Here is a 24,787-nt window from a genome sequence, read left to right as displayed (position 1 = left end):
CAGTATCAAGCGTCGCTTCCCGCGCCCCTACAACCGAAACTGAAATCAAGGATGTTTTCGCATGAATAGATATCTCAAGGTCAAAAGCGCGCGGGCATGGTGGCTGGGCGTGCTGCTGGCGCTCATCTGTCTGACTCCGCTGCGGGCCGCGGAGCCGCTGCCCTCCTGGAATGACGGGGCCCCGAAGCAGGCCATCATCGACTTCGTTGCGAAAGTCACGGCTGAAGGCTCTGCGGACTTCGTGCCGCAGGCCGAGCGTATCGCTGTGTTCGACAACGACGGCACCCTCTGGTCCGAACAGCCGATGTACTTCCAGGCATTCTTCGTGCTCGATCGCATCAAGGCGATGGCGCCCGAGCATCCGGAGTGGGAGACCACCGAGCCCTACGCATCGGTGCTCAAGGGCGATATGAGCAAGGTCATGGAAGGCGGTCAGGCCGCTCTGGTCGAGCTTGTGATGACCACCCATGCCGGCATGACGCCGGATGAGTTCCGGCGGATTGTTTTGGACTGGGTGGCAACGGCCAGACACCCGAAAACGGGTCGTCCCTTTACCCGGATGGTGTTCCAGCCAATGCTGGAGCTGCTGGAGTACCTGCGCGCCAACGGTTTCAAGACCTTTATCGTCTCGGGAGGCGGTATCGAGTTCATGCGCGCCTGGGTCCAGGACGTATACGGTATTCCGCCGGAGCAGGTTGTGGGATCGAGTATCAGGACGAAATTCGAAATGAGGGACGGCAAGCCGGTACTGGTGCGTTTGCCGGAACTCAACTTTTATGACGACAAGGAAGGCAAGCCGGTCGGCATCAACCTGCATATCGGCCGTCGTCCCATCGCAGCGTTCGGAAACTCCGATGGTGACCACCAGATGCTGCAGTGGACCATGGCCGGTGACGGCCCGCGCTTCGCGCTGCTGGTCCATCATACGGACGCCGAGCGCGAATGGGCCTACGACCGCGACTCCCATATCGGCCAGCTCGACAAGGCGCTGGACGAGGCCCGGGCTTCAGGCTGGAGCGTTGTCGACATGGCGTCGGACTGGGGGCAGATCTATCCGCAGTAATCGAACCGGCCTGCGCCCGATGCGGCCCTGGGGCCGTGGCTGACGGCGTAAGCGTTGGGATGTACTATTATCCTGTCCACGCAACTCAGGCCCGTGCCCGCTTCGCGGGCTGACGGCGCCGGGGGTGCAACGAATCGGTGCCTCGGTGCCTCGAGGCATCGACGGATGACGACTCCTATTCGAGTCGAGCCGGACTGATAGGGACGGGAAGCCGCTGCTCGGGTTTTCCGCAAAGCCGGTGTACCGGCGTTACAAGCAAGGGAATCAGCGCTATGTACAGGACATTGAGTCTCGCCGCCATGATCGCATTGAGCGCGGGCTGCGCCAGTCAGGGGGGGCATACCACCATGGGCACGACCAAGGATCCGGATGCGGTCAAGGGCGTCACCTGGCAGTGGCTGTCGAAGACCACCGACAAGGAAAGGCTGGAAGTGACGGAGCCGGAGCGCTACACCTTTGCGTTGCAGCCCGATGGTCGGGTGTATGCCCGTTTTGACTGCAACCAGGGCAACGGCGCCTACGAGATTTCGTCAGGCAAGCTCGAGTTCGGGCCCATCGCCATGACGCGCAAGGCCTGCCTGCCGGGATCGCTCGATTCCACCTATGCCCAGGCGCTGGTGAAGGTCGAAAGCTTCCGCGTCGAGGACGGTGAGTTGATCCTTGGTCTCGACGACGACGGCAGTATGCATTTTCGCGCCGCCCCTTAACGGACGGGCATCGCACCCTGTAAGGTAAGGCGGCAGGGCAATGCCGCCTGACAGGCTGTTGAAAATCTATCTGCGTTGCCGAATGCTGTTGGTGATGGGTTACGTCGCGACAAGCCCGGCGCTATCGGGATGCGGGGTGCCGGCGCGACTCCACCCATCCTACGCCTGCGCTTTTTGCCTGTTGTGGTCCGGGCGGCGTTCCGTCGGGCGGCGTTCCGCTTGCCTAGGCTGCCTCGAAAACGCTTTTCAGCACCCTGCTTGCAGGGAAGACCGGGCAGGGGGGCTGCCCGGTCTCTAACTCAGTAGCCGCTCACCCAGTCGGGCAGGATCACGTTGTTCTCCTCGACGTACTGTTCCCAAAGCTTGCGCATCTCGGCCAGTTTTTCCGGTTGTTCCTCGCTCAGGTCATGACGCTCACCAAGGTCCTCGCTCAGGTTGAACAGCTGTACGTCGCCGTCGCTGTAGGGTTTGGGCATGTACACGAATTTCCAGTCGTCCTTGCGGACGAAATACTTGCCGAAGAGTTCTCCGCCCAGGACCCGCGACGGCATCGACTTGCCCTCGAGCGCAGGCACGAAGGACAGGCCGGTCATCGGCTGGACTTCCCGGTCCTTGTAGCTTTGGCCCGGGTGCTTGACGCCCGCCAGTTCCAGCAGGGTCGGGGCGACGTCCTTGACCGTGATCAGCTCGTTGTTGATCGTGCCCGCCTCGGTTTTACCGGGAATCTTGAGGATGTTGATCGCGCGGGTACCGCCTTCGGTCGGAAAGCCCTTGTGCAGGCTGAATGCGGGTGACGAGGCCCAGGCCCAGTTCGGGCCATAGAAGGTGTAGGAGCCGGGACGGCCCATCTGCTCGTAGCTGAAATCGTTGGACTCGTCGATGACCTTGCGAACCTTCGGAAACTTGTCCCCGGGCCAGGTTTCATCCAGGTCGTGACCCTCCGGACCGTTGTCGGAGATGAACATGATGATGGTGTTGTCGTACAGGTCGTTCTGCTTCAGATAGTCGAAGACCCGGCCGGTGTGTACGTCCATCTCGTCCACCATGGCGGCGTAGATTTCCATGGCCCGCTTTTCGATCTTCTGTTCTTCGGCGCTCAGGCTGTCCCAGGGGCGTCCCTTGGGCGGACGCTCGGCGCCTTCGGCATCCTTGGGAATCAGTCCCAGTTCCTTCTGTTTTTCGAGGCGCTGCTGGAAGACGACATCATAGCCGGCATCGTAACGGCCGCGATATTTCTCGATCGCCGCATCGGGGGCCTGCAACGGCCAGTGCGGTGCCGTGAAACTGAGCATGCCGAAGAAGGGCTGCCCGGTGTCCTTGTCCGCCTTGATGTAGTCGATGATCTTGTCGGCATAGTACTGCGAGGAGTATGCGAAGGAATCGGGCAGCTGCGTCAGTTTTTCGTCATCTTCGACATAGGGCGCCTTGATTTCCGGTGAGGGGGCATACGCCGGCTTCATGTCGGCGAAATGGCTCGCGCCGCCCGAGAGCAGTGAAAACGAACGTTCGAACCCGCGGCTTTTGGGCCAGGCATTTTCGGCCATGCCGAGGTGCCATTTGCCCGAGAGGTAGGTGTGATAACCCGCATCTTTCAGCAATGTCGCCAGACTGACCACCCCGAAGTTCAGGAAGCCCTCGTATCCGGGCTTGTCGGTCTGGTTCGGTGCGAGCTCCTCGATCATGTTACCCAGCCCGGCCAGGTGAGGGTCGACACCGGTGAGCAGCGCGGCGCGGGTCGGGGAGCAGGCCGGCGCCACCTGAAAATCCGTCATCCGGATGCCGTCGCTGGCCAATGCATCCAGGTTGGGGGTCTCGATCTCGCCGCCATAGCTGCCAAGGTCGGAAAAGCCCATGTCATCGGCAACAATGAGCAGAATGTTGGGTTTCGACGGGTCTGTCGAGGCGGCGTTAGCCGTCGGACCGTACAGGCAGGAAAAGGCTATCGATGCCGATAGCGTCAATACCGGTAAGCGTTGGCTCATATTGGTACTCCAGGTTTTTTTTATTAAGGATGGAACCGATCGAGCTTGGATCGGTGCCCATCATCGCGATCGGTATCCGGGCCCGGCCCGGGACCGCGCATTCCTCTTGCCGGTCCTTCCGGCTTAAAGGTCCTTCAGTGCTGTTGCGATCAGCGCCTGCACGCGCTCGGCATCGCCGATTTCGCGGGCGCTGAGAAGCGCCAGCTTGGTCAGGAACAGGGCTTCGTGCTCGGTACCGACGGCGTCGATGCTTTCGGCCAGGGTATCGTAGACCCGTTCGAGGTCCTGCACGGAGAGAGTCGCGGTTGTCATCTCAGCTTTTCTCCTGAATCAGTAGCGCCTGGTCGAGCAGGCGGGGCAGCTCATCGATATTCAATTGTAGCCAGCGGCCGCAGACATGCTGGTCGGGTCGCACCAGATAGGCGCTGCCGGAACGCGCGCCGTAACGGTCGAAGCAGTGACCGACAGGGTCGGCGAGTGTCTGTTGCTCTGGCCGATGTTCGCCGCTGCGGCTGACGGTCAGGACCGAGATCGGCAGACCCTGCGCACGCATCCGCTCGGCCTGCGCGGCCAGCGCCTGGGGCTGCGCCGGATCATCGCCGAAATAGAGCAGGCAAAAGCCCTTCGGCAGGTGGTCGAACAGGTAGTCGTCATCGCCAAAGCGAATATTCTGCAGCGGTGCGCCGTTGGCCGGTCCCGCAGTAAACCGGACGTTGTCGTCGGCCGCCGCGTTCAGCGGGCTGTCGGCATAGTCGTGCGGTCGCGAGGTGCGCCAGTGGAACAGCGGGCCGACGAAGGACTCACTCAGCGAGAGCGACAGCACGGCGTCGCGCAGCAGGCGGAAACCACGACTCGGCGGCGTCATGAAACGTGTGCTCTTGCCGGCCTCGGCGACGATTTCCCGCGCCGCGCCCACCCGTTCGTGGGAGTAGCTGTCCAGCAGTCGGCGGTCGGCCAGACCGTTCGCCACGTAGGCGAGTTTCCACGCCAGGTTCTGGCAGTCCTGGAATCCGGTGTTGGCGCCGCGTACGCCGAAAATCGGCAGCAGATGCGCGGCATCGCCGGTGAAGAGCACGCGGCGGTTGACATAATCCGGCAGTGTCAGCGCGCGCGCCGAATAGACCGAGCTCCAGTCCAGTTCCCAGGGCGCGTCGACACCGATCATGTCGAGCTGAGCCTGAATGCTCCGTTGCAGCGATTCCGGTGCCAGCGCCTGTTCCGGGGTTTCGTCGTCCGACAGCTGGTAGTCCAGGCGCCAGATACCGCCGGGCTCCCGGTGCATCAGGATGGTGTTGCCCGGATTCCAGTCCGGGTCGAAATAGGCCAGGCGTTCGGTCGGCAGATCGATATCGATGCGAATGTCGGCGATGACGAAATTGCCGCTGTAACTGTCGCCTTCCATGCGCAGCCCCAGCAGCTGGCGTACCACCGAGCGGGCGCCATCGGCGGCGACCAGCCAGTCGCACTCGAGGCTGTAGGGACCTTCGGGGGTGTCGACATCCAGCCTGACGCCATCGTCGCGGTTCTCGAGGCCGGTAACCTTGGTGCCCCAGCGGATCTCGATCAGGGGCTCCTGCTGAGCGCGCTCGATCAGGTACTGCTCAAGATACTGCTGCTGCAGATTGTTCATCGGTTCGAAGCGATCGTCTTCGTCGTACGGCGCCTCCATCCGGAAAACCCGCTTTGCGCGATAGATCGAGTTGCCGTAGCGCCAGGGCAGCGCCGTTTCGAGCATCCGTTCGGTCACGCCGACCTGCTGCAGGATCTCCATCGAGCGACGGGTGAAGACGATGGCGCGGCTGCCTTCGGAGACCTGGCACTCGGACTCGATCAGCACCGAGGCGATCCCCTGGCGGGCCAGCTCCAGCGCGGTGGTCACGCCGATCGGACCGGCACCAACGACGACGACCGGATAGCGGTGCTTCTCGCCGCGCTGTTCCGGTGCGGTCTCGAACGGATAGACCTGATAGTCGTAGTAGATTGACGGCCGGGGTGTCATCCGGGGCTGATGCATGGGGCATCTCCTGATGCGATTGCTGTTGTTGTGCGACTAGTCTAGCCTTGACCCGGGCTATACTTGTCATCATTAAATAGCGACAGGCTTCCCGGTTTTCAGGGATGGGCTTTCAGCTTCTCGGGTCGTGGCGGGTGGTGGCATGCTTGATACTCTGGATACATTGGGGCTGCGCGTGGCGGCCTGTATCGAAGCGCTGGGTGGCGGCCGGTTCTACCCACGCTTCTTCCTGCTGCTGGACCAGCTGGCCGTTATCGACCAGTGCATGGTGTTCGGCGTTTCCGATGATCGCGAGCAGGCGCGCTGTTACCTGGCGCACAATGTCCATAACCCGGAACTGGGGTTGAAACTGGCGGCGCAATACGTCGACGGCAGCTACCATAATGACGAGCTGCTCGGCCGCCTGGCCAGGGAACTGCTTGAAAGCCCCGGCCAGCCTGCCTGCGAACTGATGCTGCGGGGCACCCTGTCGCCGGTCTATCGCAAGCGTTTCTTCAATGTGCCGGATCTGGCGCAGAAGTTCGCGATCCTGGCGCGGGATGAACAGGGCGGCGAAGTCTTCTACATCAATTTCTACCGCTCCGGGCGCGATGGCGGCTTTTCCGGCGACGAGGTTCAAAGGCTCGGGCAGGGGGCAGCATTACTGAGTGCGCTGCTTATACGACATTTTCGCGAGGAGGGGCGGGTACAGAACGAGCGGCGACTGCTGTCGGCCTCGCTGTCGGAGCGCGAGGCGCAGATATGCGAGATGGTGCTGCAGGGGCACACGGCCAAGACCATCGGCAGGCGCCTGGGGTTGTCCGAACACAGTGTGGTGACGTACCGCAAGCGGGCTTACAGGAAGCTGGGCGTTGCGCGTAAATCCGAGCTGATCAGCGTCATGCAGCGCTGAAGGAGCTGTGGGCGGCGGCCAGGTCGTGCGGACCTGTCAGGCAACGGCCCTCGTGGGCTGGTGCCAGGTAAAACTCGGTAAAACCGGCAGCGCTCTGTTGCCCGGCGCCGCGTTTGCTGGTTAGATGCGTGGGATAACGAAAGGATCAAGGGAAGGCTCATGACGGTGCTGTCCGAATCAGAACGCTGGCGGCAGAAATACTTTGATCAGCTTGCGGTGACGGAACAGGAAGAGACGCGGCTCAGGCAGAAGGTACGAACGCTACAGTCGCTCGTTGATCACATCATTCTGGCTTCTCGCGGCGGCGACGATGTGCTCGATGCAGAGCTTCGCCAGCTGTCGGCGGTGATCCGGCAGGACGACGCCGATGAGGGCAGCCTCGAGGCGCTTGCCCAGCAGCTGAAACAAAGCGCCCGTCAGTTCGATCTCGAACGCTGCGCCGGGGCCGAACGCTTTATCGAGGCGATGGCGCAGCTGGTCGACCAGCTGCTCGTCTGCGATCTGCCGGCCGAGCAGCTCGATGCCCTCAAGGCGTTGAGTCACGACATCAAAAAGCAGTCCGATAATCTTCGTGCCTACCCAGAGCTGCTGGCGCAGTACAGCGAACTGCAGGGCAGCGCCGTGCGTGCGCTTGCCCGGCCGGCACCGGTGGCGGCGCCCCGGCGAGGCTTTTTCGAACGTATCTTCGGCGCGGGCGATGACCGGGCTGCATCTAAACCGGAGCGGCAGACCTGCCCGCTCGGGACGGAAACCGAGCCTCTGGCCGTGGCTGTCAAACAGCAGGAGGCGGGGGCGGTCGTCAATCTCAACCGCCTGACCCGGGAACTGAAGCGGATGCTCAGCGAGCTTCCGTTGTCCGAAATTGGCGAGCAGGAGCGCGACCGGCTGTTGAGCGGGCTGGAATCCTGCCGCGATGGGGATCAGCTGGTGAACTGGCTGCAGGCGCTTGCCGAATGGGTACTGGGTGCGTTCGGCCAGGTGAAGTCCGAAATCGGGGCCTTTCTGGAAACGCTCAGCAGCCGGCTGCGTGAAGTTGACCAGATGCTCGACTCCAACCAGCGCCTGCAGTCCCGCGCCCGCGACAACAACACTGAACTGGAAGCGGCGATGCGCCGGCACGTCGGCGAGGTACAGGCGTCACTGAGCGGTGCGACGGACCTGCAGAACCTCAAGCATTCGATCAACTCCAGCATGACATCGATCCTCGACTCCGTCGCCCATTTCATGGTTCGCGAAGCGGAGCGTGAACAGGACGCGGTGGCCGAGGCCGATCAGTTGAGGGAGCGCCTGCGTGAGCTGGAGGCGGATAGCCGCAAGTTGCAGCAACAGGTGGCCGAATCGCAAAGGCTCGCGAACACCGATCCGTTGTCCGGACTGCCCAACCGCGCGGCCTACGACGATCGGGTGGTGCAGGAATTTCAGCGCTGGAAGCGGGGCGACGGGCCACTTTCGCTGGCGGTGTTCGACCTCGACAAGCTAAAAGATATCAATGATCGCTATGGCCACCTGGCCGGGGACAAGGCTATCCAGCTGGTCGCCCGTGAAACCGCCGGCATGCTGGGGCCCGAGCATTTTATCGCCCGCTACGGCGGCGAGGAATTCGTTATCCTGTTGCCCGGAAGTCCGGTCGACGCAGCCATGCAACGGATGGAGCGCATTCGCCAGCATGTGGCGGGGCTGCCGTTCCATTTCCGTGGCGAAACGCTGCGCGTCACGGCCTCGATCGGCGTCTGCGAATTCAGCGGACACACCACCATCACCGAGGTATTCGAGAGAGCCGACCAGGCCCTTTACCGCGCCAAACGTTCGGGCCGCAACCGAATCGAGCGGGCCGAGGACTCCGTTATCGCACAGAACGCCGGCTGAATGCCGGCGTCCGGCGCTAAACAGGCATTGATCTGTAGGATGGGCTACGCCGCCATCGGAGCTGTCCTGCCGTTTAGCAGGCTGCTCAGGGCGGCGTAACCCATCAGCGGTAACGGCTTCCAGTGCCCAGGTGCTACCGATACAGCAACTGCGGCAGTACCAGAGAGAACCAGCTCACCAGGGTGATCAGCAGCAGGCGCAGGATGTCGGCGCACCAGAAGGGCGTGATGCCGCGGAAGATGACCCCGGTGCGCACATCCGGCAGCACGGCGCTGAGCACGAAGACGTTCATCCCGACCGGTGGTGTGATCAGGCTGATCTCGGTCACAATCACCACCACGATACCGAACCAGACCGGGTCGAAGCCCAGGCTCTGCACCAGCGGGAAGAAGATCGGCACCGTCAGCAGCAGCATCGACAGGCTCTCGAACACCATGCCGAGGATCATGTAGATCAGCAGGATCACGAAGATCACCGCCATCGGCGGCACGTCCAGCGAGGTGACGAACGCCAGCAATTCGTCCGGCAGACCGGCGCGGTTGATGAAGTTGGAGAAGATCAGCGCGCCGATCAGCACCGCGAACAGCATGGCGCTGGTACGGGCGGTGTCGGTCAGCAGCTCGAACAGGGATTTCAGGTTCAGCGACTTGCGCATCAGCGCAATGATGAAGGCCCCGCCGGCGCCGATACCGGCCGCCTCGGTCGGCGTGAAAATGCCGAAATAGATACCGCCCATCACCAGCACGAACAGCAGCAGAATATCGCGCACGTCTTTCAGCGCCCCCAGGCGCTCGGGCCAGCTCTGGCGCTCGCCGCCCGGGCCCTTCTCGGGATGGCGCCAGACCACGTAGCGCACCGCGCCGAGATACAGCAGGATACCGATCAGTCCCGGCAGAAAGCCGGCAGCGAAGAGTTCGCGGATACTGGTTTCGGTGAGCAGGCCGTAGATCACCAGAATCACGCTTGGCGGGATCAGGATGCCGAGGGTGCCACCGGCGGCGATGGATGCGGTGGCGAGCGAGTCGTCGTAGCCGTATTTTCGCATCGGCGGCATCGCCACCTTGGCCATGGTCGCCGAGGTGGCGAGGCTGGAACCGCAGATCGCCGAGAAGCCGCCGCAGGCGACCACGGTGGCCATCGACAGCCCCCCCTTGAGGTGGCCGAGGAAGGCGTTGGAGGCGCGGTACAGCTCGTGCGAAAGCCCCGAACGGGTCACCAGGTTGCCCATCAGGATGAATAGCGGGATGACCGAGAGGCTGTATTCCTGAGCGGTCGAGACCACCCGTGAAGAGGCCATGGCCAGCGGAGCGGTCCAGCGAAAGTCCATGAAGTTGTCGAAGCCGAGGCCCGACAGGAAGGCGAAGCCGAAAAAGCCCACCAGGGCCATCGCGAAGGCGAGCGGAATCCGTACCATCACGATCAGAAACAGCAGCAGTGCGAAGCCGACGAGTGCGACAGTCATAGTTGGGTACCCGTATTGTGCTTGTCAGGTTTGGGAAGCTGCCGCGGCTCAGGCCGACGCGGCGGTGCGGCGGCGCTCGTAGAGCCGGCAGGCGCTCCACACCAGGGTCCCGGCGGCGGCGACCCAGCACATCACGCCGATATACTGGATGACGTAGCCGACGGGCAGTTGCAGGTGCTCCGTGACTTCGCCGCGGCGCAGCGAGCGCGCCGCCTCGACGAAAATGCGATTGCCGAGGAAGTACAGCGCCGCGGCGATGATCAGGCTCGTCAGGCTTTCCAGGAATCTCACCAGGGTGGGGCCGAAGGCGTTGTCCATGATGTCGACCACGACATGGGTGCCGCGCCAGGTGATGACCGGGATCTCGGCAAAGACGATCACGGCAATGGCGATTTCGGTCATCTCGACCGCGCCGTCGACCGCATTGCTGAAGAAGTAGCGGCCGATGACATCGGCGCAGGTCAGCAGCATCAGCAGTGCCAGCGCCAGGGCGGCAAGCGCCTCGAGCGCGAATGCCAGCAGTTTCATCGGACCTTTTTCCCGGTAGTGCTCACGCAGCCAGGCAGAGAAAGGCATGGGAGTAGTCCTCGCAATCAGGATCAATGGAGTTGGCCGGCCGGACCCGAACGAGCCCGGCGGCCGGAACGCTGACCCGGCACCGCCGGGCTTCGAGCGGCTGGCTGCAGGGCCGGTCAGTAGTTGCGGGCGATTTCGCGCAGTTCGGCCAGCGCGGCTTTGGTGTCGACGCCGCTGCCCTCGACCTGCTTGAACCATGCCTCGTCGAGCCCTTCGGCAAGCTGGCGGAACTCCTCGGCCATCGGTTCGCCCTCGGCGACCTCGACGACGTTGACGCCGGCCTCGCGGCTGGCCGCCAGGGCATCGGTGCCGCACTGGTCCCAGACCCTGCCGGCCAGCTGCGAGAGCTTCTCGCCGGACACGCTGAGGATCGCCTCGCGATCCTCGTCCGTCAGGTCCTCGAGGAAGTCCGGGTTGATGAAGATCCCGAAGCTGCCGAGGTACATGCCGCCCGGCAGCAGCGTCAGGTTATCGGCGACCTCGCTCAGACGCAGCACCTTCTGCTCGCACAGCGGCATGAAAGCGCCGTCGATCACACCCTGCTGCATCATTTCGTAGACCTTGGTGGCAGGCGCGTTGACCGGCGTTACCTGCATGCGCTCGCCCAGCGCGCTCTGGATCCCGCCGCCAAGGCGGATTTTCTTGCCTGCGAGTTCGGCGAGGCTCTGGATCGGCTCGGCCATCTGAATCTGGCCGGGCGCATGGGTGAACAGACCGACGACTTCGAGGCCGATATGTTCCTCGGCGGGCTTTAGGTATTTTTCGTAGACGCGCCAGTAGGCCACCGATGCGGCCTCGGCATTGGCGCCGAGCAGCGGCTGCTCGACGATCTGGGTCAGCTGGAAGCGGCCCGGCACATAACCGTGGAACGACCAGCCGGCATCGGCGACGCCATCCTCGACCAGGGTGAACATGTCCTTGGGATGGCCCAGATCGTAGTCGATCTTGAGGGTCACGCGTCCCTCGGTGGCTTCTTCGATCCATTGGCCCCAGGTGGGCAATACCACGGCGTTGTGCGGATGGGTCGGCGGCAGCCAGCTGGCGACGTGCATTTCGGTCTGGGCCAGCGCCGGCAGGGCGCTGAAGGCGGCGAGGGTCGCGCCGAGGCGCAAGAGTTTTTTCAGAATCATGGACCTGTCCTTTCTTATGGTTATCGGCTTCGTTTTAGTGCCCGTTGTCACAACGGCGGACGCCCCCGGCGTACCGGGGGCGTCCGCTGCTATCAGCCTTCGCGGCGGGCGACCAGCGTCAGGATGTTGTACAGCGCTACCGGCTGGTCGTGCTGATTGCGCACCTCCACATCCCACACCACGACGCCGTTGGGTTGCTCGTCTTCGGAACGGCGGTCTTTCCTGATCTTCTGCTTGCAGGTCAGGCGAACCTGGATGGTGTCGCCGATACCGACAGGCTCCACGAAGCGCAGGTTTTCCATGCCGTAGTTGGCCAGCACCGGGCCCGGAGACGGCTCCACGAACATCCCGGCGGCGGCCGAAATCACGAAGTAGCCGTGGGCGACGCGCTTGCCGAACAGCGAGTCCTTCGCCGCCAGTTCGTCGAAATGGGCGTAGAAGTGATCGCCCGACAGGCAGCCGAAGTTGACGATATCCGCTTCGGTGACGGTGCGGCGGTGGGTGATCAGGGTTTCACCGATCTGCAGGTCTTCGAAGTGTTTGCGGAACGGGTGCACCGGGTCCTGGATCTGCTGCGAGCCCGGGTTGAACTCGTTGGTGATCGCGGTCAGCGTGGTCGGGTGGCCCTGGATCGCGGTGCGCTGCATGTAGTGCTTCACCGCGCGCAGACCGCCCAGTTCCTCGCCGCCGCCGGCGCGACCGGGGCCGCCGTGAACCAGGGTGGGCAGCGGCGAACCGTGGCCGGTCGATGTCTTGGCGCAGTCGGCGTTCAGCACCAGCATGCGGCCGTGCCAGGCGGCGCAGCCGAGCACCAGTTCGCGGGCTTCGCGGTTGTCCGCGGTGACAATGGAACCGGCGAGGCTACCCTTGCCCATGCGGGCGATGGCGATGGCCTCATCGATGCCGTCGTACGCCATCAGGGTGGAAACCGGGCCGAAGGCCTCGATTGCGTGCGGCGCTTCGGTCTCGAGCGGCTTGTCGGCATAGAGCAGGGTCGGCGGGAAGAAGGCTCCGCTCTCGCTGCTGCCGCCGACCACCGGGAAGTTCCGTTCGCCGCCGAAGATCAGCTCGCAGCTCTGGCGCAGCTCGTCGAGACGATTCCAGACATCGTCGACCTGGCTGCGGCCGACCAGCGGTCCCATGCGCACGCCCTCGACCGACGGGTCGCCGACGACGATCTTGTCGAGACGGGCCTTGATTGCATCTGCGACGGCCTCGACGCGGTTGCGGGGCACGATGGCGCGGCGAATGGCGGTGCACTTCTGGCCCGCCTTGACGGTCATTTCCCGCACCACCTCCTTGACGAAGAGATCGAACTCTGCAGAGCCGGGCTCGACGGTTTCGCCCAGGATGCAGCAGTTGAGCGAATCGGCTTCCATGGTGAAGGGGATCGACCTGGCGACGATATTGGGGTGGCTGCGCAGCTTCTGACCGGTGCTGGCGGAGCCGGTGAACGTTACCACGTCCTGCTCGTCGAGCAGCTCGAGCAGGTTGCCGACGCTGCCTGAAATCAGCTGGATCGAACCCTCGGGCAGCAGACCGCTGTCGATGATTTCGCGCACCATCGCTTCGGTCAGATAGGCTGAAGCGGTGGCCGGTTTTACGATCACCGGCACGCCGGCGGCAAGGCTCGGCGCGATTTTCTCCAGCATCCCCCAGCAGGGAAAGTTGAAGGCGTTGATATGCACCGCGACACCCTGCTTGGGTACCAGCAGGTGGCGGGCGCTGAAGGAATCGTCGGCGGACAGGCGAATGGCGGCGTCCTCGACCAGGAAGGTCTCGTTCGGCAGCTCGCGCCGCACCAGGCTGGAATAGGTGAACAGGGTGCTGATGCCGCCCTCGATATCGATCCAGCTGTCGGCGCGGGTGGCGCCGGTCCAGGCGGAGATGCGATAGAAGTCTTCCTTTTTGGCCTGCAGATGCTGGGCCAGCGCTTTCAGCGCATTGGCGCGTTCATGGAACGTCAGCTTCCGCAAGGCGGGTCCGCCCTGCTGGCGCGCGTAGCGCAGGGCGGCAGCGAAGTCGATGCCGCTGCTGCTGACGCTGCAGACTAGTTCGCCGTTCAGGGCGTTGAACACGTCGGTGCCGGCATCATTGCCTTCGCGCCACTGACCGTCGATGTAGCTTTGCAATTTCATGTCGAAAGAACCTTTTTACTGATCGAAGTCGAGGACGACCTTGTCGGTCACCGGATAGCACTGGCAGGAGAGCACGTAGCCGGCCTCCACTTCGTAATCCTCCAGGGCGAAATTGGCGTCCATCTCCACCTCGCCCTCGATCACTTTGGCGCGGCAGGTGGAGCAGACACCGGCCTTGCAGGAGTAGGGCAGGTCGGCGCCGTGAGCATTGCCGGCGTCGAGAATGTTTTCGGCATTCTTGGCCAGTTCGAAGGCCAGGCTGCGGCCGTCGGCGATGACGGTGATGTCGCACATCTCCGTCGGTGCTTCGGGCAGCTTTTCACGGCGCGCCTGACGGTGGTTGCCGCCGGTGGGCGCGAACAGCTCGAAGTGGATCCTGGCCTTGTCTAGCTGGTGCGCCAGCAACTCGTCGCGCACCGTCTCGGTCATGGTCTGGGGGCCGCAGAGGAAGGCTGCCGTGAGGTTGGGCACGTCGAGCCAGCGGTCGAACAGCGCCTTGCACTTGTCGCGGTCGATGCGGCCGTTGTAGAGCTCGATGTCCTGCTGCTCGCGGGTCATGATGTAGACCAGGTTGAGGCGCTCCATAAAGCGGTTCTTCAGGTCTTCCAGCTGCTCGCGGAATATGGTGCTGGTGGTGGCGCGGTTGCCGTAGAACAGGGTGAAGTGGCTCTTCGGCTCGCTTTCCAGCGTGGTCTTGATGATCGAGAAGATCGGCGTGATGCCACTGCCGGCGGCAACGCCGAGATAGGCGCCTTCGCGATCGGCATCGAGTTCGGTGTAGAAGTGGCCGGACGGCGGCATCGCCTCGATTCTGAGGCCCTTTTGGGCGCGGTCGTTAAGGTAGTTGGAAAACAGGCCGCCGGATACGCGTTTCACCGCGATGCGCAGTTCGTCGTCGTTGGCGCCGGCGCAGATCGAGTAGGAGCGGCGAACTTCCTCGTTATCCAGCTCGGCGCGCAGTACCAGATGCTGGCCCTGCTTGAAGCGGAAGCTGTCCTTCAGCTCGGCCGGAACATGGAAGGCAATAGAGACGGCGTCGCGGGTTTCCTGGCGCACGTCCGCCACTTCCAGCGTATGAAAACGGCTCATGATTTTTCTCTCTCTTGTTTGGTGCCTGCCGATCCCTCGGGTATCGGAAAGCGTTTGCCTGGCCTGTCGCGGTGCCGGTTCGTCCGTCGTTGGTTTGAATCCGGTGTCGGCTGTAACCACTGTTGGGTTACGGCCCTGCGGGCCTAGACCCAACCTACGAAACGTCGATATGTAGGTTGGGTCCAGCGGCGTAGCCGCGTAACCCAACACCCGGCCAGCCGCGCTAACAGGCCCCTAGATGCACTTGAAGTAGTCAAACGGCTCGAGGCATTCCTTGCAGCGGTACAGCGCCTTGCAGGCGGTGGAACCGAACTCGCTGACCTGCTCGGTATGCGTGGAACCGCACTGCGGGCAGGTGACCTCCGGATCCTCGCCGAGCAGGCTGCGCTTGCTGGCGCTTCCCTGGGGCGGCGCGATGCCGAAGGCACGCAGTTTTTCGCGCGCAGCATCGGTGATCCAGTCTGTGGTCCAGGCCGGCGCCAGGCGCTGCTTCAGGCGGTGATTGGCAAGTCCCGCGCGGTTCAGCGCGGCGCCGATCTCCTCCTCGATGAAGTGCGTCGCCGGGCAGCCGGAGTAGGTCGGCGTCAGCGTGACTTCGAGGATATCGCCGTTCCAGGCTAGCTCGCGCACGATGCCGAGTTCGACCACGTTGACCACCGGCACTTCGGGATCGGGTACCTCTTCGAGCAGGTGCCATATTTCGTCCGTCGAGGGGCGTGTGCCCTCGGGCCAGCGGCGGTCCGTCGCGATCAGATTGCTGTCGTGTTGCTGCACCATCGGAATCACCTCGAATGCCTCTGCGTTTACCAGGACGCGCCCGGGTAAGCCCGCGGCAGATACTGCATTTCCGCCAGCAGGAAGCCCAGCTGCTCGGTGTGGTAGCCCTGCTTGCCGCCGGTCTGCATGTAGCTGTCTTCGGCGGGCTGCGTCAGCGTGGCTTCCGCCAGCGTGGCCGTGACATGGGCCTGCCACTGCTGCTTCACCTGCTCGAGATCGGCGCCGATGCCGGCTTCCAGCAGCAGTTGGTCGGCCTCGTCGCCGATCAGCATTTCACCGCTGTAGGTCCAGATCTCGTCGATCGCGTCCTGCATTTTGGCGTGACTCTCCTCGGTGCCGTCACCCAGGCGCTTGACCCAGGCGCTGGAACGGCGCAGATGATAGGTCACCTCCTTGAGCCCCTTGGCGGCGATGGCGGCGATGCGCTCGTCGGCCGAGGTGCACAGGGCCTGCAGCATAAAGTAGTGCCAGGCGTCGAACAGGTACTGGCGCGCCATGGTGTCGGCGAAGTTGCCGTTGGCCTGCTCCACGATCAGCAGGTTGCGGTACTCGCGCTCGTGGCGCAGGAAGGCCAGGGCGTCGGCGTCGCGACCGGCGCCTTCCACTTCCGCAGCGTACTCCAGCCAGGCGCGGGCCTGTCCCAGCAGGTCCAGGGCGACGTTGCCGATGGCCAGCTCTTCTTCCAGCGCCGGCGCGTTGCCGATCCACTCGCACAGGCGCTGGGACAGGATGGTGCCGCTGTCGCCGAGGCGCAGCAGGTATTCGAAAAGGGCTTGTTGTTCGGTCATGGTCCCGCTCCCTTACATGTGGCCGACTTCTTTCGGCAGATCGTAGAAGGTCGCGTGGCGATAGACCTTGTCGTCGGCCGGATCGAACAGCGGCTCTTTCTCGTCCGGGGACGAGGCGGTGATCTGCTTCGAGGGCACCACCCAGATGCTCACGCCTTCGCTGCGGCGGGTGTAGAGTTCGCGGGCGTTTTCCAGCGCCATGGCGGCGTCCGCGGCGTGCACGCTGCCGACATGCTTGTGGTTCAGGCCGTGCTTGCTGCGAACGAATACTTCGAAAAGGGTCCAGTCAGACATCTTGGGAATCTCCTGCCTCAGGCGGCGTTGGCCTTGTTATGTTTTTCGGCATGCTTGCGGGCCGCTTCGCGGACCCATGCGCCGTTCTCGATGGCGTTGCGGCGGGTGCGCAGCCGGTCGCGGTTGCAGGGCCCGTTGCCCTTGAGTACGGCGTAGAACTCGCTCCAGTCGATCTCGCCGAAGTCGTAGTGACCGCGCTCCTCGTTCCACTTCAGGTCAGGGTCGGGAACGGTGCAGCCGAGCAGCTCCAGCTGCGGAATGGTCTGGTCGATGAAGCGCTGGCGCAGGTCGTCGTTGGACATGCGCTTGATCTTCCACTGCATCGACTGGGCCGAGTTCGGCGAGTCGCTGTCGTGCGGACCGAACATCATCAGGGCCGGCCACCAGAGGCGGTTGATCGAGTCCTGAACCATCGCTTTTTGCTCTTCGGTACCGTTGCGCATCATGTGCAGCAGGATCTGGTAACCCTGGCGCTGGTGGAAACTTTCTTCCTTGCAGATGCGAATCATGGCACGAGAATATGGTCCGTACGATGTTCTCTGTAATACAACCTGGTTGACGATGGCGGCGCCGTCGACCAGCCAGCCCACGGTACCCATATCGGCCCAATTCTGGGTCGGATAGTTGAAGATGCTGGAGTACTTCACTTCGCCGCTGTGCAGCTTGGCGACTTCCTCGTCGCGGTCGGCACCCAGGGTTTCCATGGCGCTGTAGAGGTAGAGACCGTGGCCCGCCTCGTCCTGGATCTTGGCCAGCAGCTGGAGCTTGCGCTTGAAGTTCGGCGCCCGGGTCAGCCAGTTCTTTTCCGGCAGCATGCCGACGATCTCGGAGTGGGCGTGCTGGGACATCTGGCGGATCAGGGTGCGGCGATAGGCGTCCGGCATCCAGTTCTTCGGTTCGATCTTGATCTCGGCGTCGATCTTTTCCTGGAAGTTGCGCTCTTCGGGCGACATTTCGTCCAGGCCTTTCACGCGCTTGACGCCGGTGTCTACGAGTTGGGCGTACATGGTGGGCTCCTCAGTGGTGAGCGAATGCAGGCTTTGCTGTTGTTTGATTAGGATTATATGACACATAAAAAAGAAGTAAAGATAGAAAGTTGTGTCATTTTGTAAAAAGACGTTACAAAGTGCCGTGACGGGTGACGGGTGACGGGTGACGGGTGACGGGTGACGGGTGACGGGTGACGGGTGACGGGTGACAGGTGACAGGTGACAGGTAAGGCGTAAGGCGTAAGGCGTAAGGCGTAAGGCGTAAGGCGTAAGGGGGCGAGTCTGGCAGGAAGAGGCACCTAGTCGGGTGCCATTGCTTATCGCGGCAGGAGCACGGATGTATTAGCCCCGGGGCGGGGCTCCTACGGGATTAACGGCCGGGTGCCGATCCCTGTGGGAGCGGCGCCCCGCCGCGAATAGATTCTTCGCCGCGAGGAAGTGCCCTTCGGGTGCGCGGCTCCCACGGGGTTGGCCAGAGCTCAGCATGTGGGAACGGCGTACCCGGAGGGCACTTTACCCAAAGGGCGCTCTACCCAAAGGGCACGTCCCCGGCGCGAACGGCTTTTTCGCCGGACCCGTCACCTTTAACGCGTTGCGCTTTCAGGATCAGTGCCGATCGGTGACGTGCCTGGCCTTGCCTTCGGAGCGGGCCAGGGGACCCGGGGCGGGCATCAGTACATGTGCAGACCGCCGTTGATGGACAGGTCGGAGCCGGTGATGTAGCCGGACTGCTCGTCGGCGACGAAGGCCACCAGACGACCGATCTCTTCCGGGGTGCCAAAGCGGCCGACCGGAATGGTCGCGGTGATCTTGTCCTGAATATCCTGGGCGATCTTGGCGACCATGTCGGTCTTGATGTAGCCCGGCGAAACCGTATTGACGGTAACGCCCTTGCGCGCAACTTCCTGCGCCAGCGCCTTGGTGAAGCCATGGATGCCGGCCTTGGCGGCGGAGTAGTTGGACTGCCCGAACTGGCCTTTCTGGGCGTTGACGGACGAGATGTTGATCACGCGGCCCCAGCCCTTGTCGAGCATGCCGTTGATCACCAGGCGGGTCATGTGGAACATCGAATCGAGGTTGGCCGTCAGCACTTCGTCCCACTGCTCCCAGGACATCTTCTTGAACTGGCCGTCACGGGTGATGCCGGCATTGTTGACGAGCACGTCGATGGTGTCGCCCAGTCGCTTTTCCACCTCGGCGACGCATTTGGCGCAGGATTCGGCATCGGTGACGTCGCCGTAAGCGATTTCGAACGCGTAGCCATCCGCACGCTGGGCTTCCTGCCAGGCCTGCGCTTTCTCGTGCTTGCCACCGCTGAAGTAGCCGGCTACGACGGTGAAACCCTGGTCTGCCAGCGAACGGCAGATCGGAGTGCCCAGGCCGCCGGTGCCACCGGTGACGAATGCGATTTTCTTGCTCATTTTTTGATTCTCTTGGGGGGATTGTCGTTTTTCGACGGATTTCAGATTTGATGCGGTATGGTGCTTGCGACGGGGCACTGAACTCCCCGCCGCGAATCGCTGTTACGCCTGACGCCTCAGGCCTTGCGCAGATCGGTAACGCGCTTGGCCTTGCCTTCGGAGCGGGCAATGCTGCCGGGCGCGTTGACGCTGATGCGGGTGCTGATGCCGATGTACGACTTGATGTGGTGCGACAGCTCCTTGACCACGCGCGCTTCGCCGTCTTCGCCGATGCCGGCGGCGTCGGGCTTGAGCTCGACCTTGACCTCGACCTGGTCGAGGTTGCCGTTCTTGCTGATGACCATTTCGAAGTGAGGTGACAGTTCGGCAACACGCAGGATCTGTTCCTCGACCTGGGTCGGGAAGACGTTGACGCCGCGAATGATCAGCATGTCATCGCTGCGGCCGGTGATCTTGTCGATACGGCGCATCGGGCGTGCGGTGCCCGGCAGCAGGCGGGTCAGGTCGCGGGTGCGGTAGCGGATGATCGGCAGCGCTTCCTTGGTCAGTGAGGTGAACACTAGCTCGCCGTATTCGCCGTCCGGCAGCGCCTCGCCGCTGACCGGGTCGATGATCTCGGGATAGAAGTGGTCTTCCCAGATGGTCGGGCCGTCCTTGGTCTCCAGGCACTCCATACCGACGCCCGGTCCCATGACTTCGGACAGGCCGTAGATGTCCATCGCGTCGATACCCAGGCGCTGCTCGAGTTCGGTGCGCATGGTGCCGGTCCAGGGCTCGGCGCCGAAAACGCCCAGGCGCAGGTTCAGCTTGTGCGGGTCGAGGCCCTGGCGCTCCATCTCGTCGGCCAGGTTCAGCATGTAGGACGGCGTTACCATGATTACATCGGGATTGAAGTCACGGATCAGCTGCACCTGTTTCTCGGTCTGTCCGCCGGACATCGGTATCACCGTCGCGCCGAGGCGCTCGGCGCCGTAGTGCGCGCCCAGACCGCCGGTGAAGAGACCGTAGCCGTAGGCAATGTGGATCAGGTCGCCGGCGTGGGCGCCGGCGGCGCGCAGCGAGCGGGCGACGACGTTGGCCCAGGTGTCGATGTCTTTCTGGGTGTAACCGACCACGGTCGGCTTGCCGGTGGTACCGCTCGAGGCGTGCAGGCGCACGATGTCGTGCATCGGGACCGCGAACATGTTGAACGGGTAGTTGTCACGCAGGTCGTTTTTCTGTGTGAACGGAAACTTCGCCAGGTCCGAGAGGCAGGTCAGATCACTCGGGTGCACGCCGGCCGCGTCGAAGGCTTGACGGTAGAAGGGCACATTCTCATAGGCGTGTGCCAGACTCCAGCGCATGCGCTCGAGCTGAGTCTGACGCAGTTGGTCGATGCTGGCGCTCTCGATCGGATCATGCAGTTGGGTCATGGGTTGGGCCGTCATGTTCATTTTGTCTTCTCTCTAATTATTAGTGTTCTACGAGTCGTGAGTAACCAGTTGACAGTAAACAGTGAGCGGTACGAAGAGACTGCCGGCTTTTCCTGTTAACTGTCCACTTCGAACTGCTTGCTCGTTTTATTGCTGTCAGCGCTTAACTGTTCACTCGCTCTATCACCATCGCGATACCCTGGCCGACCCCGATGCACATGGTGCACAGGGCGTATCGGCCGCCGCGCAGTTCCAGTTCGTTCAGCGCCGTGGTGACCAGACGCGCGCCGCTCATGCCCAGCGGGTGGCCGAGGGCGATGGCGCCGCCGTTGGGGTTCACATGCTCGGCGTCGTCCGGCAGGCCGAGATCACGCAGCACCGCCAGCGCCTGGGCGGCGAACGCCTCGTTGAGTTCGATCACGTCCATGTCGTCGAGCGACAGGCCGGTCTGCGCCAGCACCTTGCGTACCGCGGGCGCCGGTCCAAAACCCATGATGCGAGGCTCCAGACCTGCGGTCGCCATGCCGACTACGCGGCCGCGCGCCTTGAGGCCGTATTGCTCGGCGGCTTCGCGGCTGGCCAGCAGCAGCGCGCAGGCGCCGTCGTTGACGCCGGAGGCGTTGCCGGCGGTGACGCTGCCGCCTTCGCGGAAGGGTGTCGGCAGCTTGGCCAGGGCTTCGGCGGTACTGGCCCGCGGATGCTCGTCGGTGTCGAAGATCACCGGGTCCTTCTTGCGCTGCGGAATTGTCACCGGCACGATCTCGCGCGCCAGGCGGCCGGACTCGATCGCCGCGGCGGTACGCTGCTGGCTGCGCACGGCGAAGGCATCCTGGTCCTCACGGGAAATGGCGAAGTCGGCGGCGACATTCTCGGCGGTTTCCGGCATCGAATCGACGCCGAACTGCTGCTTCATCATTTTATTGACGAAGCGCCAGCCGATGGTGGTGTCGAAGATTTCCGCGCTGCGGCTGAAGGCGGATTCGGCCTTGCCCATAACGAAGGGGGCACGGGACATCGACTCGACGCCACCGGCGATCATCAGCCCGGCTTCGCCGGCCTTGATGGTACGGGCGGCGAGGCCGACCGCATCCATGCCGGAGCCGCAAAGGCGGTTGACGGTGGTTCCGGGTACGCTGACCGGCAGGCCCGCCAGCAGCGACGACATGCGCGCAACGTTGCGGTTGTCTTCGCCGGCCTGGTTGGCGCAGCCGTAAATGACGTCGTCGACCTGCGACCAGTCCACGCTCGGGTTGCGCGCCATCAGCGCCTTGAGCGGAACCGCACCCAGGTCGTCGGCGCGAACGCTGGCGAGGGTACCTGCGTAGCGGCCGATGGGCGTGCGAATGGCATCGATGATCAGGGCGTCTTTCATGCGGAGGCCTCCATTTCAGGGGATTCGGGCAAAAGGGTGCCGCGCACCTGGTGCGAGCGGCCGCGGAACAGGGCGATTGGGGTGCCGTGCTGGTTCTCGACGCTGACGTCGTAGATACCGGTGCGACCGCTGCGCGAGCGCTCTACCGCGTAGGCGGTGAGGCGGTCGCCGAGCTTCGCCGGTGCCAGGTAGTCGATGGTACAGCCGGCGCCGACGGTTACGGCGTTGTAGGTATTGCAGGCAAAGGCGAAGGCCGAGTCCGCCAGAGTAAAGATGTAGCCGCCGTGGCAGTTGCCGTGGCCCTGTATCATGCGCGGGCTCACCGCCATGGCGATCGAAGCGCGCCCCGGCGAGACGCAGACGATTTCCATCTCCAGCGCCTGGGTGGCGGTGTCCCTGGCGAACATCGATTCGGCGCAGGCTTCGGCCAGCTGTTGCGGTGTCAGGTCAGTCATGGAACGGGCTCCCGGAAAATGCCTTGCGGCGCAGCAGGCGCGACGGACGGTAGCGGTCTTCGCCGTAGCTCTGTTGCAGGTGGGTCAGGGTGCGGTGAACCAGGCCGATGCCGATGGTTTCGGCCCAGGCCAGCGGACCGCGTGGATAGTTGACGCCGAAGCGCATCGCGGTATCGGCGTCGGCGGCGCTGCAGACGCCCTGCAATACCGCGTCGCTAGCCTCGTTGGCGAGCATTGCCACTGTGCGCATGACGGTCAGGCCCGGCGCATCGTCCAGCAAGGAAACCTGGATGCCGGCGGCATTGAGCAGCGCGACCACCGGCGCCAGCGCGTTCTCGTCGGCCTGGTCGGCGACGGCGACGCCCAGGCGCGTGCAGCCGGCGTAGTCGAGCGCCAGATCGAACAGCACCAGGTTACGGCAGCCTTCGGCGGCGGCACGCTCGCTGGCCATGCGGCCATCGCTCAGGCACAGCAGGGTATCGTCGACGCGGATGCGGCCGACGCCGTCGCGCTGGACGATCTCGATGCCGTTGCTGCGCAGTCGCGTGACCAGGGCATCGGCGACACCGAGGCTACCCTCGACCACGATTCGGGCCGCAGCGGCGACGTCGCCGGCGCCCAGCGTTGCCGGTTCCGGTCGCGTCGCCTCGCTGGCGTAGTCATAGAAGCCGCGACCACTCTTGCGTCCCAGGCGTCCGCCTTCGACCAGCGCCTGCTGGGTCAGTGACGGCAGAAAGCGACCGTCGCCGTAGTAGGCGTCGAACACCGAGCGGGTAACGGCGTAGTTGACGTCGTGGCCGATCAGGTCCATCAGTTCGAACGGGCCCATGCGAAAGCCGCCGGCCTCGCGCATGAGGGCGTCGAGGGTGGCGCTGTCGGCGGCGCCCTCTTCCAGCAGTCGCAGGCCCTCGGCATAGAAGGGGCGCGCCAGACGGTTGACGATAAAGCCCGGCGTCGATTTGGCGTGCACGGCCTGCTTGCCCCAGGCGCTGGCGGTGGCGTGCAGGCATTCGGCGACCGCGGGGTCGGTGTCCAGGCCCGAGACGATTTCGACCAGTTTCATGATCGGCGCCGGGTTGAAGAAATGCAGGCCGGCGAAGTTCTGCGGCCGCTCCAGTGCGGTTGCCAGCGAGGTGATCGAGATCGATGAGGTGTTGCTCGCCAGAATGCAGTCGTCGGCGCAGATCGACTCCAGGCGGCTGAACACCTGCCGCTTGATCTCCGGATTCTCGATGATCGCTTCGACGACCAGTTTCGCCGCCGCCAGCTCCTCCAGTTGCTCGACCGGTGTCAGGCGGTCAAGGATGGCGTCGCGCACGGACGGCTCCATTTTTCCGCGGGAAACCAGCTTGTCGAGGCCGGCGGCAACGCCGGCAATACCTTTCTCGGCCGCGCCCGGGGCGTTATCGAACAGCAGTACGGAATGGCCGTAGGTGGCGGCGACCTGGGCGATGCCCGCGCCCATGGCGCCGGCGCCGATCACGGCTACAGTGGTGTCTTTGCTCAGTGCGGTCATGCTGGCCTCCATTAGTTGCCCTGGAACTGCGGCTGGCGTTTTTCCATGAAGGCCGCAACGCCCTCGCGATAGTCGTCGGTGCGACCGGCGAGCGTCTGCAGGTCGCGCTCGAGATCGAGCTGCTGATCCAGGCTGTTGGTGCTGCTGGCGTTGAGCGCCCGCTTGATCAGCGCCAGGCCGCGGGTGGGCTGCGTCGCCAGTTGACGGGCGCAGGCCAGGGCGCTGTCGTACAGGGCGTCGTCTTCGACGCAGGACCAGATCATGCCCCACTGGGCCGCCTGTTCGGCGCCTATCTTGTCGCCGAGCATGCTCAGCGCGGTGGCACGGGCGTGCCCGACCAGGCGCGGCAGCGTCCAGGTACCGCCGGAGTCCGGCACCAGGCCGATCTTGCAGAATGCCTGGATGAAGCTGGCGGAGCGGGCGGCGAAGACGATATCGCACGCCAGCGCGATATTGGCGCCGGCGCCGGCGGCGACGCCGTTGACGGCGCAGACCACCGGGGCCGGGAAGTCACGCAGGGCACGGATCATCGGGTTGTAGTTGCGCTCTATCGACTGGCCGAGATCGGGGCGTTCCGCCCCCGGCGCCACGTTGCGGTCGGAGAGGTCCTGTCCGGCGCAGAAGCCGCGGCCATTGCCGGTGATCATCAGGCAGCGAACCGCCGCGTCCCTGCGTGCGCTTTTCAGGGCATCGCGGACTTCCGCATGCATCTCGGCGTTGAAGCTGTTGAGGCTTGCCGGACGATTGAAGGTCAGGATGGCCACGCCCTGGTCGACGCGATACTCGATGTGCTGGTAGCTCATAAAAGGGGACTCCTGCATCTGAAACGGAAAGGCGGCACGGC

Annotated in this window: 22 protein-coding genes; 4 read left to right on the top strand and 18 right to left on the bottom strand. The window is 63.7% G+C overall.

Features of this window, described 5'->3' with window-relative positions; all coding sequences use genetic code 11:
* Nucleotides 1–61: 61 nt before the first annotated feature.
* Both IEX85_RS06470 and IEX85_RS06465 read left to right on the top strand, forming a co-directional pair.
* Nucleotides 62–1,063, top strand: a complete 1,002-nt coding sequence (locus IEX85_RS06470) for an HAD family hydrolase (RefSeq protein WP_188859645.1) — start codon at nt 62–64, stop codon at nt 1,061–1,063.
* 272 nt (nt 1,064–1,335) lie between these two features.
* Nucleotides 1,336–1,770 (top strand): META domain-containing protein, encoded by a 435-nt coding sequence (locus IEX85_RS06465; protein WP_188859642.1) that lies wholly within the window; start codon nt 1,336–1,338, stop codon nt 1,768–1,770.
* A gap of 299 nt (nt 1,771–2,069) precedes the next feature.
* Here IEX85_RS06465 and IEX85_RS06460 read toward each other — a convergent pair whose 3' ends face one another.
* The 3 genes from IEX85_RS06460 to IEX85_RS06450 form a co-directional block, all read right to left on the bottom strand.
* On the bottom strand, nt 2,070–3,752 hold the full coding sequence (locus tag IEX85_RS06460; RefSeq protein WP_188859640.1) for an arylsulfatase: 1,683 nt from the start codon (nt 3,750–3,752) through the stop codon (nt 2,070–2,072).
* Between the two features lie 123 nt (nt 3,753–3,875).
* Nucleotides 3,876–4,064: a DUF2783 domain-containing protein gene (locus IEX85_RS06455; RefSeq protein ID WP_188859638.1), complete on the bottom strand. Its 189-nt coding sequence runs from the start codon at nt 4,062–4,064 to the stop codon at nt 3,876–3,878.
* Nucleotide 4,065: 1 nt separating this feature from the next.
* Nucleotides 4,066–5,766, bottom strand: coding sequence for an FAD-dependent monooxygenase (locus tag IEX85_RS06450; RefSeq protein ID WP_188859636.1), 1,701 nt, complete (start codon nt 5,764–5,766; stop codon nt 4,066–4,068).
* A gap of 142 nt (nt 5,767–5,908) precedes the next feature.
* On the opposite strand from IEX85_RS06450, the gene IEX85_RS06445 reads away from it, so the two are divergent.
* Nucleotides 5,909–6,658, top strand: coding sequence for a helix-turn-helix transcriptional regulator (locus IEX85_RS06445; protein WP_188859634.1), 750 nt, complete (start codon nt 5,909–5,911; stop codon nt 6,656–6,658).
* A 159-nt stretch (nt 6,659–6,817) separates the two neighbouring features.
* Nucleotides 6,818–8,524: a GGDEF domain-containing protein gene (locus IEX85_RS06440; protein WP_188859632.1), complete on the top strand. Its 1,707-nt coding sequence runs from the start codon at nt 6,818–6,820 to the stop codon at nt 8,522–8,524.
* A 133-nt stretch (nt 8,525–8,657) separates the two neighbouring features.
* Here IEX85_RS06440 and IEX85_RS06435 read toward each other — a convergent pair whose 3' ends face one another.
* The 15 genes from IEX85_RS06435 to paaG all read right to left on the bottom strand — a co-directional run bounded on the left by IEX85_RS06435 (nt 8,658) and on the right by paaG (nt 24,746).
* Complete coding sequence (locus tag IEX85_RS06435) at nt 8,658–9,986, bottom strand: TRAP transporter large permease (RefSeq protein WP_188859625.1); 1,329 nt, start codon at nt 9,984–9,986, stop codon at nt 8,658–8,660.
* A 48-nt stretch (nt 9,987–10,034) separates the two neighbouring features.
* Nucleotides 10,035–10,562, bottom strand: a complete 528-nt coding sequence (locus IEX85_RS06430; protein ID WP_188859624.1) for a TRAP transporter small permease — start codon at nt 10,560–10,562, stop codon at nt 10,035–10,037.
* Nucleotides 10,563–10,678: 116 nt separating this feature from the next.
* Nucleotides 10,679–11,692: a TRAP transporter substrate-binding protein gene (locus IEX85_RS06425; protein WP_188859623.1), complete on the bottom strand. Its 1,014-nt coding sequence runs from the start codon at nt 11,690–11,692 to the stop codon at nt 10,679–10,681.
* Nucleotides 11,693–11,784: 92 nt separating this feature from the next.
* A complete protein-coding gene (gene paaZ / locus IEX85_RS06420) occupies nt 11,785–13,830 on the bottom strand; it encodes a phenylacetic acid degradation bifunctional protein PaaZ (protein ID WP_188859621.1) in 2,046 nt (681 codons plus the stop codon).
* Nucleotides 13,831–13,845: 15 nt separating this feature from the next.
* Complete coding sequence (gene paaE, locus IEX85_RS06415) at nt 13,846–14,919, bottom strand: 1,2-phenylacetyl-CoA epoxidase subunit PaaE (protein ID WP_188859619.1); 1,074 nt, start codon at nt 14,917–14,919, stop codon at nt 13,846–13,848.
* A 234-nt stretch (nt 14,920–15,153) separates the two neighbouring features.
* The gene (gene paaD / locus IEX85_RS06410) at nt 15,154–15,696 is read right to left on the bottom strand and encodes a 1,2-phenylacetyl-CoA epoxidase subunit PaaD (RefSeq protein WP_188859617.1); all 543 of its coding nucleotides are present in this window, start codon (nt 15,694–15,696) and stop codon (nt 15,154–15,156) included.
* Between the two features lie 26 nt (nt 15,697–15,722).
* A complete protein-coding gene (paaC, locus tag IEX85_RS06405) occupies nt 15,723–16,484 on the bottom strand; it encodes a 1,2-phenylacetyl-CoA epoxidase subunit PaaC (RefSeq protein ID WP_188859616.1) in 762 nt (253 codons plus the stop codon).
* A 12-nt stretch (nt 16,485–16,496) separates the two neighbouring features.
* On the bottom strand, nt 16,497–16,778 hold the full coding sequence (gene paaB / locus IEX85_RS06400) for a 1,2-phenylacetyl-CoA epoxidase subunit PaaB (protein ID WP_188859614.1): 282 nt from the start codon (nt 16,776–16,778) through the stop codon (nt 16,497–16,499).
* A 17-nt stretch (nt 16,779–16,795) separates the two neighbouring features.
* Nucleotides 16,796–17,785 carry a 1,2-phenylacetyl-CoA epoxidase subunit PaaA gene (paaA, locus tag IEX85_RS06395; RefSeq protein WP_188859613.1) on the bottom strand — a complete coding sequence of 330 codons (990 nt, stop codon included), beginning with the start codon at nt 17,783–17,785 and terminating at the stop codon, nt 16,796–16,798.
* Between the two features lie 653 nt (nt 17,786–18,438).
* Complete coding sequence (phbB, locus tag IEX85_RS06390; RefSeq protein ID WP_188859611.1) at nt 18,439–19,188, bottom strand: acetoacetyl-CoA reductase; 750 nt, start codon at nt 19,186–19,188, stop codon at nt 18,439–18,441.
* A 116-nt stretch (nt 19,189–19,304) separates the two neighbouring features.
* Nucleotides 19,305–20,621 carry a phenylacetate--CoA ligase PaaK gene (gene paaK, locus IEX85_RS06385; RefSeq protein WP_188859610.1) on the bottom strand — a complete coding sequence of 439 codons (1,317 nt, stop codon included), beginning with the start codon at nt 20,619–20,621 and terminating at the stop codon, nt 19,305–19,307.
* 142 nt (nt 20,622–20,763) lie between these two features.
* Nucleotides 20,764–21,972, bottom strand: a complete 1,209-nt coding sequence (gene pcaF / locus IEX85_RS06380) for a 3-oxoadipyl-CoA thiolase (RefSeq protein WP_188859608.1) — start codon at nt 21,970–21,972, stop codon at nt 20,764–20,766.
* Entirely contained in the window at nt 21,969–22,427 is a 459-nt protein-coding gene (gene paaI / locus IEX85_RS06375) for a hydroxyphenylacetyl-CoA thioesterase PaaI (protein WP_188859606.1), read from the bottom strand. The genes pcaF and paaI overlap by 4 nt, the downstream gene beginning before the upstream one ends.
* Nucleotides 22,420–23,943 (bottom strand): 3-hydroxyacyl-CoA dehydrogenase PaaH, encoded by a 1,524-nt coding sequence (gene paaH, locus IEX85_RS06370; protein ID WP_188859604.1) that lies wholly within the window; start codon nt 23,941–23,943, stop codon nt 22,420–22,422. Before paaH ends, paaI begins: the two co-directional genes overlap by 8 nt.
* 11 nt (nt 23,944–23,954) lie before the next feature.
* Nucleotides 23,955–24,746, bottom strand: coding sequence for a 2-(1,2-epoxy-1,2-dihydrophenyl)acetyl-CoA isomerase PaaG (gene paaG / locus IEX85_RS06365; protein WP_188859603.1), 792 nt, complete (start codon nt 24,744–24,746; stop codon nt 23,955–23,957).
* Between the last annotated feature and the right edge of the window lie 41 nt (nt 24,747–24,787).

Origin of the sequence: Marinobacterium nitratireducens (genome assembly GCF_014645375.1) — a bacterium.
In the GTDB taxonomy this organism is placed as follows: Bacteria; Pseudomonadota; Gammaproteobacteria; order Pseudomonadales; family Balneatricaceae; genus Marinobacterium_A; species Marinobacterium_A nitratireducens.
This window is presented reverse-complemented; position numbering and strand designations above follow the sequence as displayed.

Bases quoted from the DNA above. Each gene is read 5' to 3' on its own strand.
- IEX85_RS06460 (WP_188859640.1), bottom strand. From the start codon at position 3,752: ATGAGCCAACGCTTACCGGTATTGACGCTATCGGCATCGATAGCCTTT.
- pcaF (WP_188859608.1), bottom strand. From the start codon at position 21,972: ATGAAAGACGCCCTGATCATCGATGCCATTCGCACGCCCATCGGCCGC.
- paaK (WP_188859610.1), bottom strand. From the start codon at position 20,621: ATGAACATGACGGCCCAACCCATGACCCAACTGCATGATCCGATCGAG.
- phbB (WP_188859611.1), bottom strand. From the start codon at position 19,188: ATGAGCAAGAAAATCGCATTCGTCACCGGTGGCACCGGCGGCCTGGGC.
- IEX85_RS06440 (WP_188859632.1), top strand. From the start codon at position 6,818: ATGACGGTGCTGTCCGAATCAGAACGCTGGCGGCAGAAATACTTTGAT.
- paaB (WP_188859614.1), bottom strand. From the start codon at position 16,778: ATGTCTGACTGGACCCTTTTCGAAGTATTCGTTCGCAGCAAGCACGGC.
- paaA (WP_188859613.1), bottom strand. From the start codon at position 17,785: ATGTACGCCCAACTCGTAGACACCGGCGTCAAGCGCGTGAAAGGCCTG.
- IEX85_RS06435 (WP_188859625.1), bottom strand. From the start codon at position 9,986: ATGACTGTCGCACTCGTCGGCTTCGCACTGCTGCTGTTTCTGATCGTG.
- paaH (WP_188859604.1), bottom strand. From the start codon at position 23,943: ATGACCGCACTGAGCAAAGACACCACTGTAGCCGTGATCGGCGCCGGC.
- IEX85_RS06455 (WP_188859638.1), bottom strand. From the start codon at position 4,064: ATGACAACCGCGACTCTCTCCGTGCAGGACCTCGAACGGGTCTACGAT.
- IEX85_RS06445 (WP_188859634.1), top strand. From the start codon at position 5,909: ATGCTTGATACTCTGGATACATTGGGGCTGCGCGTGGCGGCCTGTATC.
- IEX85_RS06470 (WP_188859645.1), top strand. From the start codon at position 62: ATGAATAGATATCTCAAGGTCAAAAGCGCGCGGGCATGGTGGCTGGGC.
- paaD (WP_188859617.1), bottom strand. From the start codon at position 15,696: ATGGTGCAGCAACACGACAGCAATCTGATCGCGACGGACCGCCGCTGG.
- IEX85_RS06430 (WP_188859624.1), bottom strand. From the start codon at position 10,562: ATGCCTTTCTCTGCCTGGCTGCGTGAGCACTACCGGGAAAAAGGTCCG.
- paaE (WP_188859619.1), bottom strand. From the start codon at position 14,919: ATGAGCCGTTTTCATACGCTGGAAGTGGCGGACGTGCGCCAGGAAACC.
- IEX85_RS06450 (WP_188859636.1), bottom strand. From the start codon at position 5,766: ATGCATCAGCCCCGGATGACACCCCGGCCGTCAATCTACTACGACTAT.
- paaI (WP_188859606.1), bottom strand. From the start codon at position 22,427: ATGACTGACCTGACACCGCAACAGCTGGCCGAAGCCTGCGCCGAATCG.
- IEX85_RS06425 (WP_188859623.1), bottom strand. From the start codon at position 11,692: ATGATTCTGAAAAAACTCTTGCGCCTCGGCGCGACCCTCGCCGCCTTC.
- paaC (WP_188859616.1), bottom strand. From the start codon at position 16,484: ATGACCGAACAACAAGCCCTTTTCGAATACCTGCTGCGCCTCGGCGAC.
- IEX85_RS06465 (WP_188859642.1), top strand. From the start codon at position 1,336: ATGTACAGGACATTGAGTCTCGCCGCCATGATCGCATTGAGCGCGGGC.
- paaZ (WP_188859621.1), bottom strand. From the start codon at position 13,830: ATGAAATTGCAAAGCTACATCGACGGTCAGTGGCGCGAAGGCAATGAT.
- paaG (WP_188859603.1), bottom strand. From the start codon at position 24,746: ATGAGCTACCAGCACATCGAGTATCGCGTCGACCAGGGCGTGGCCATC.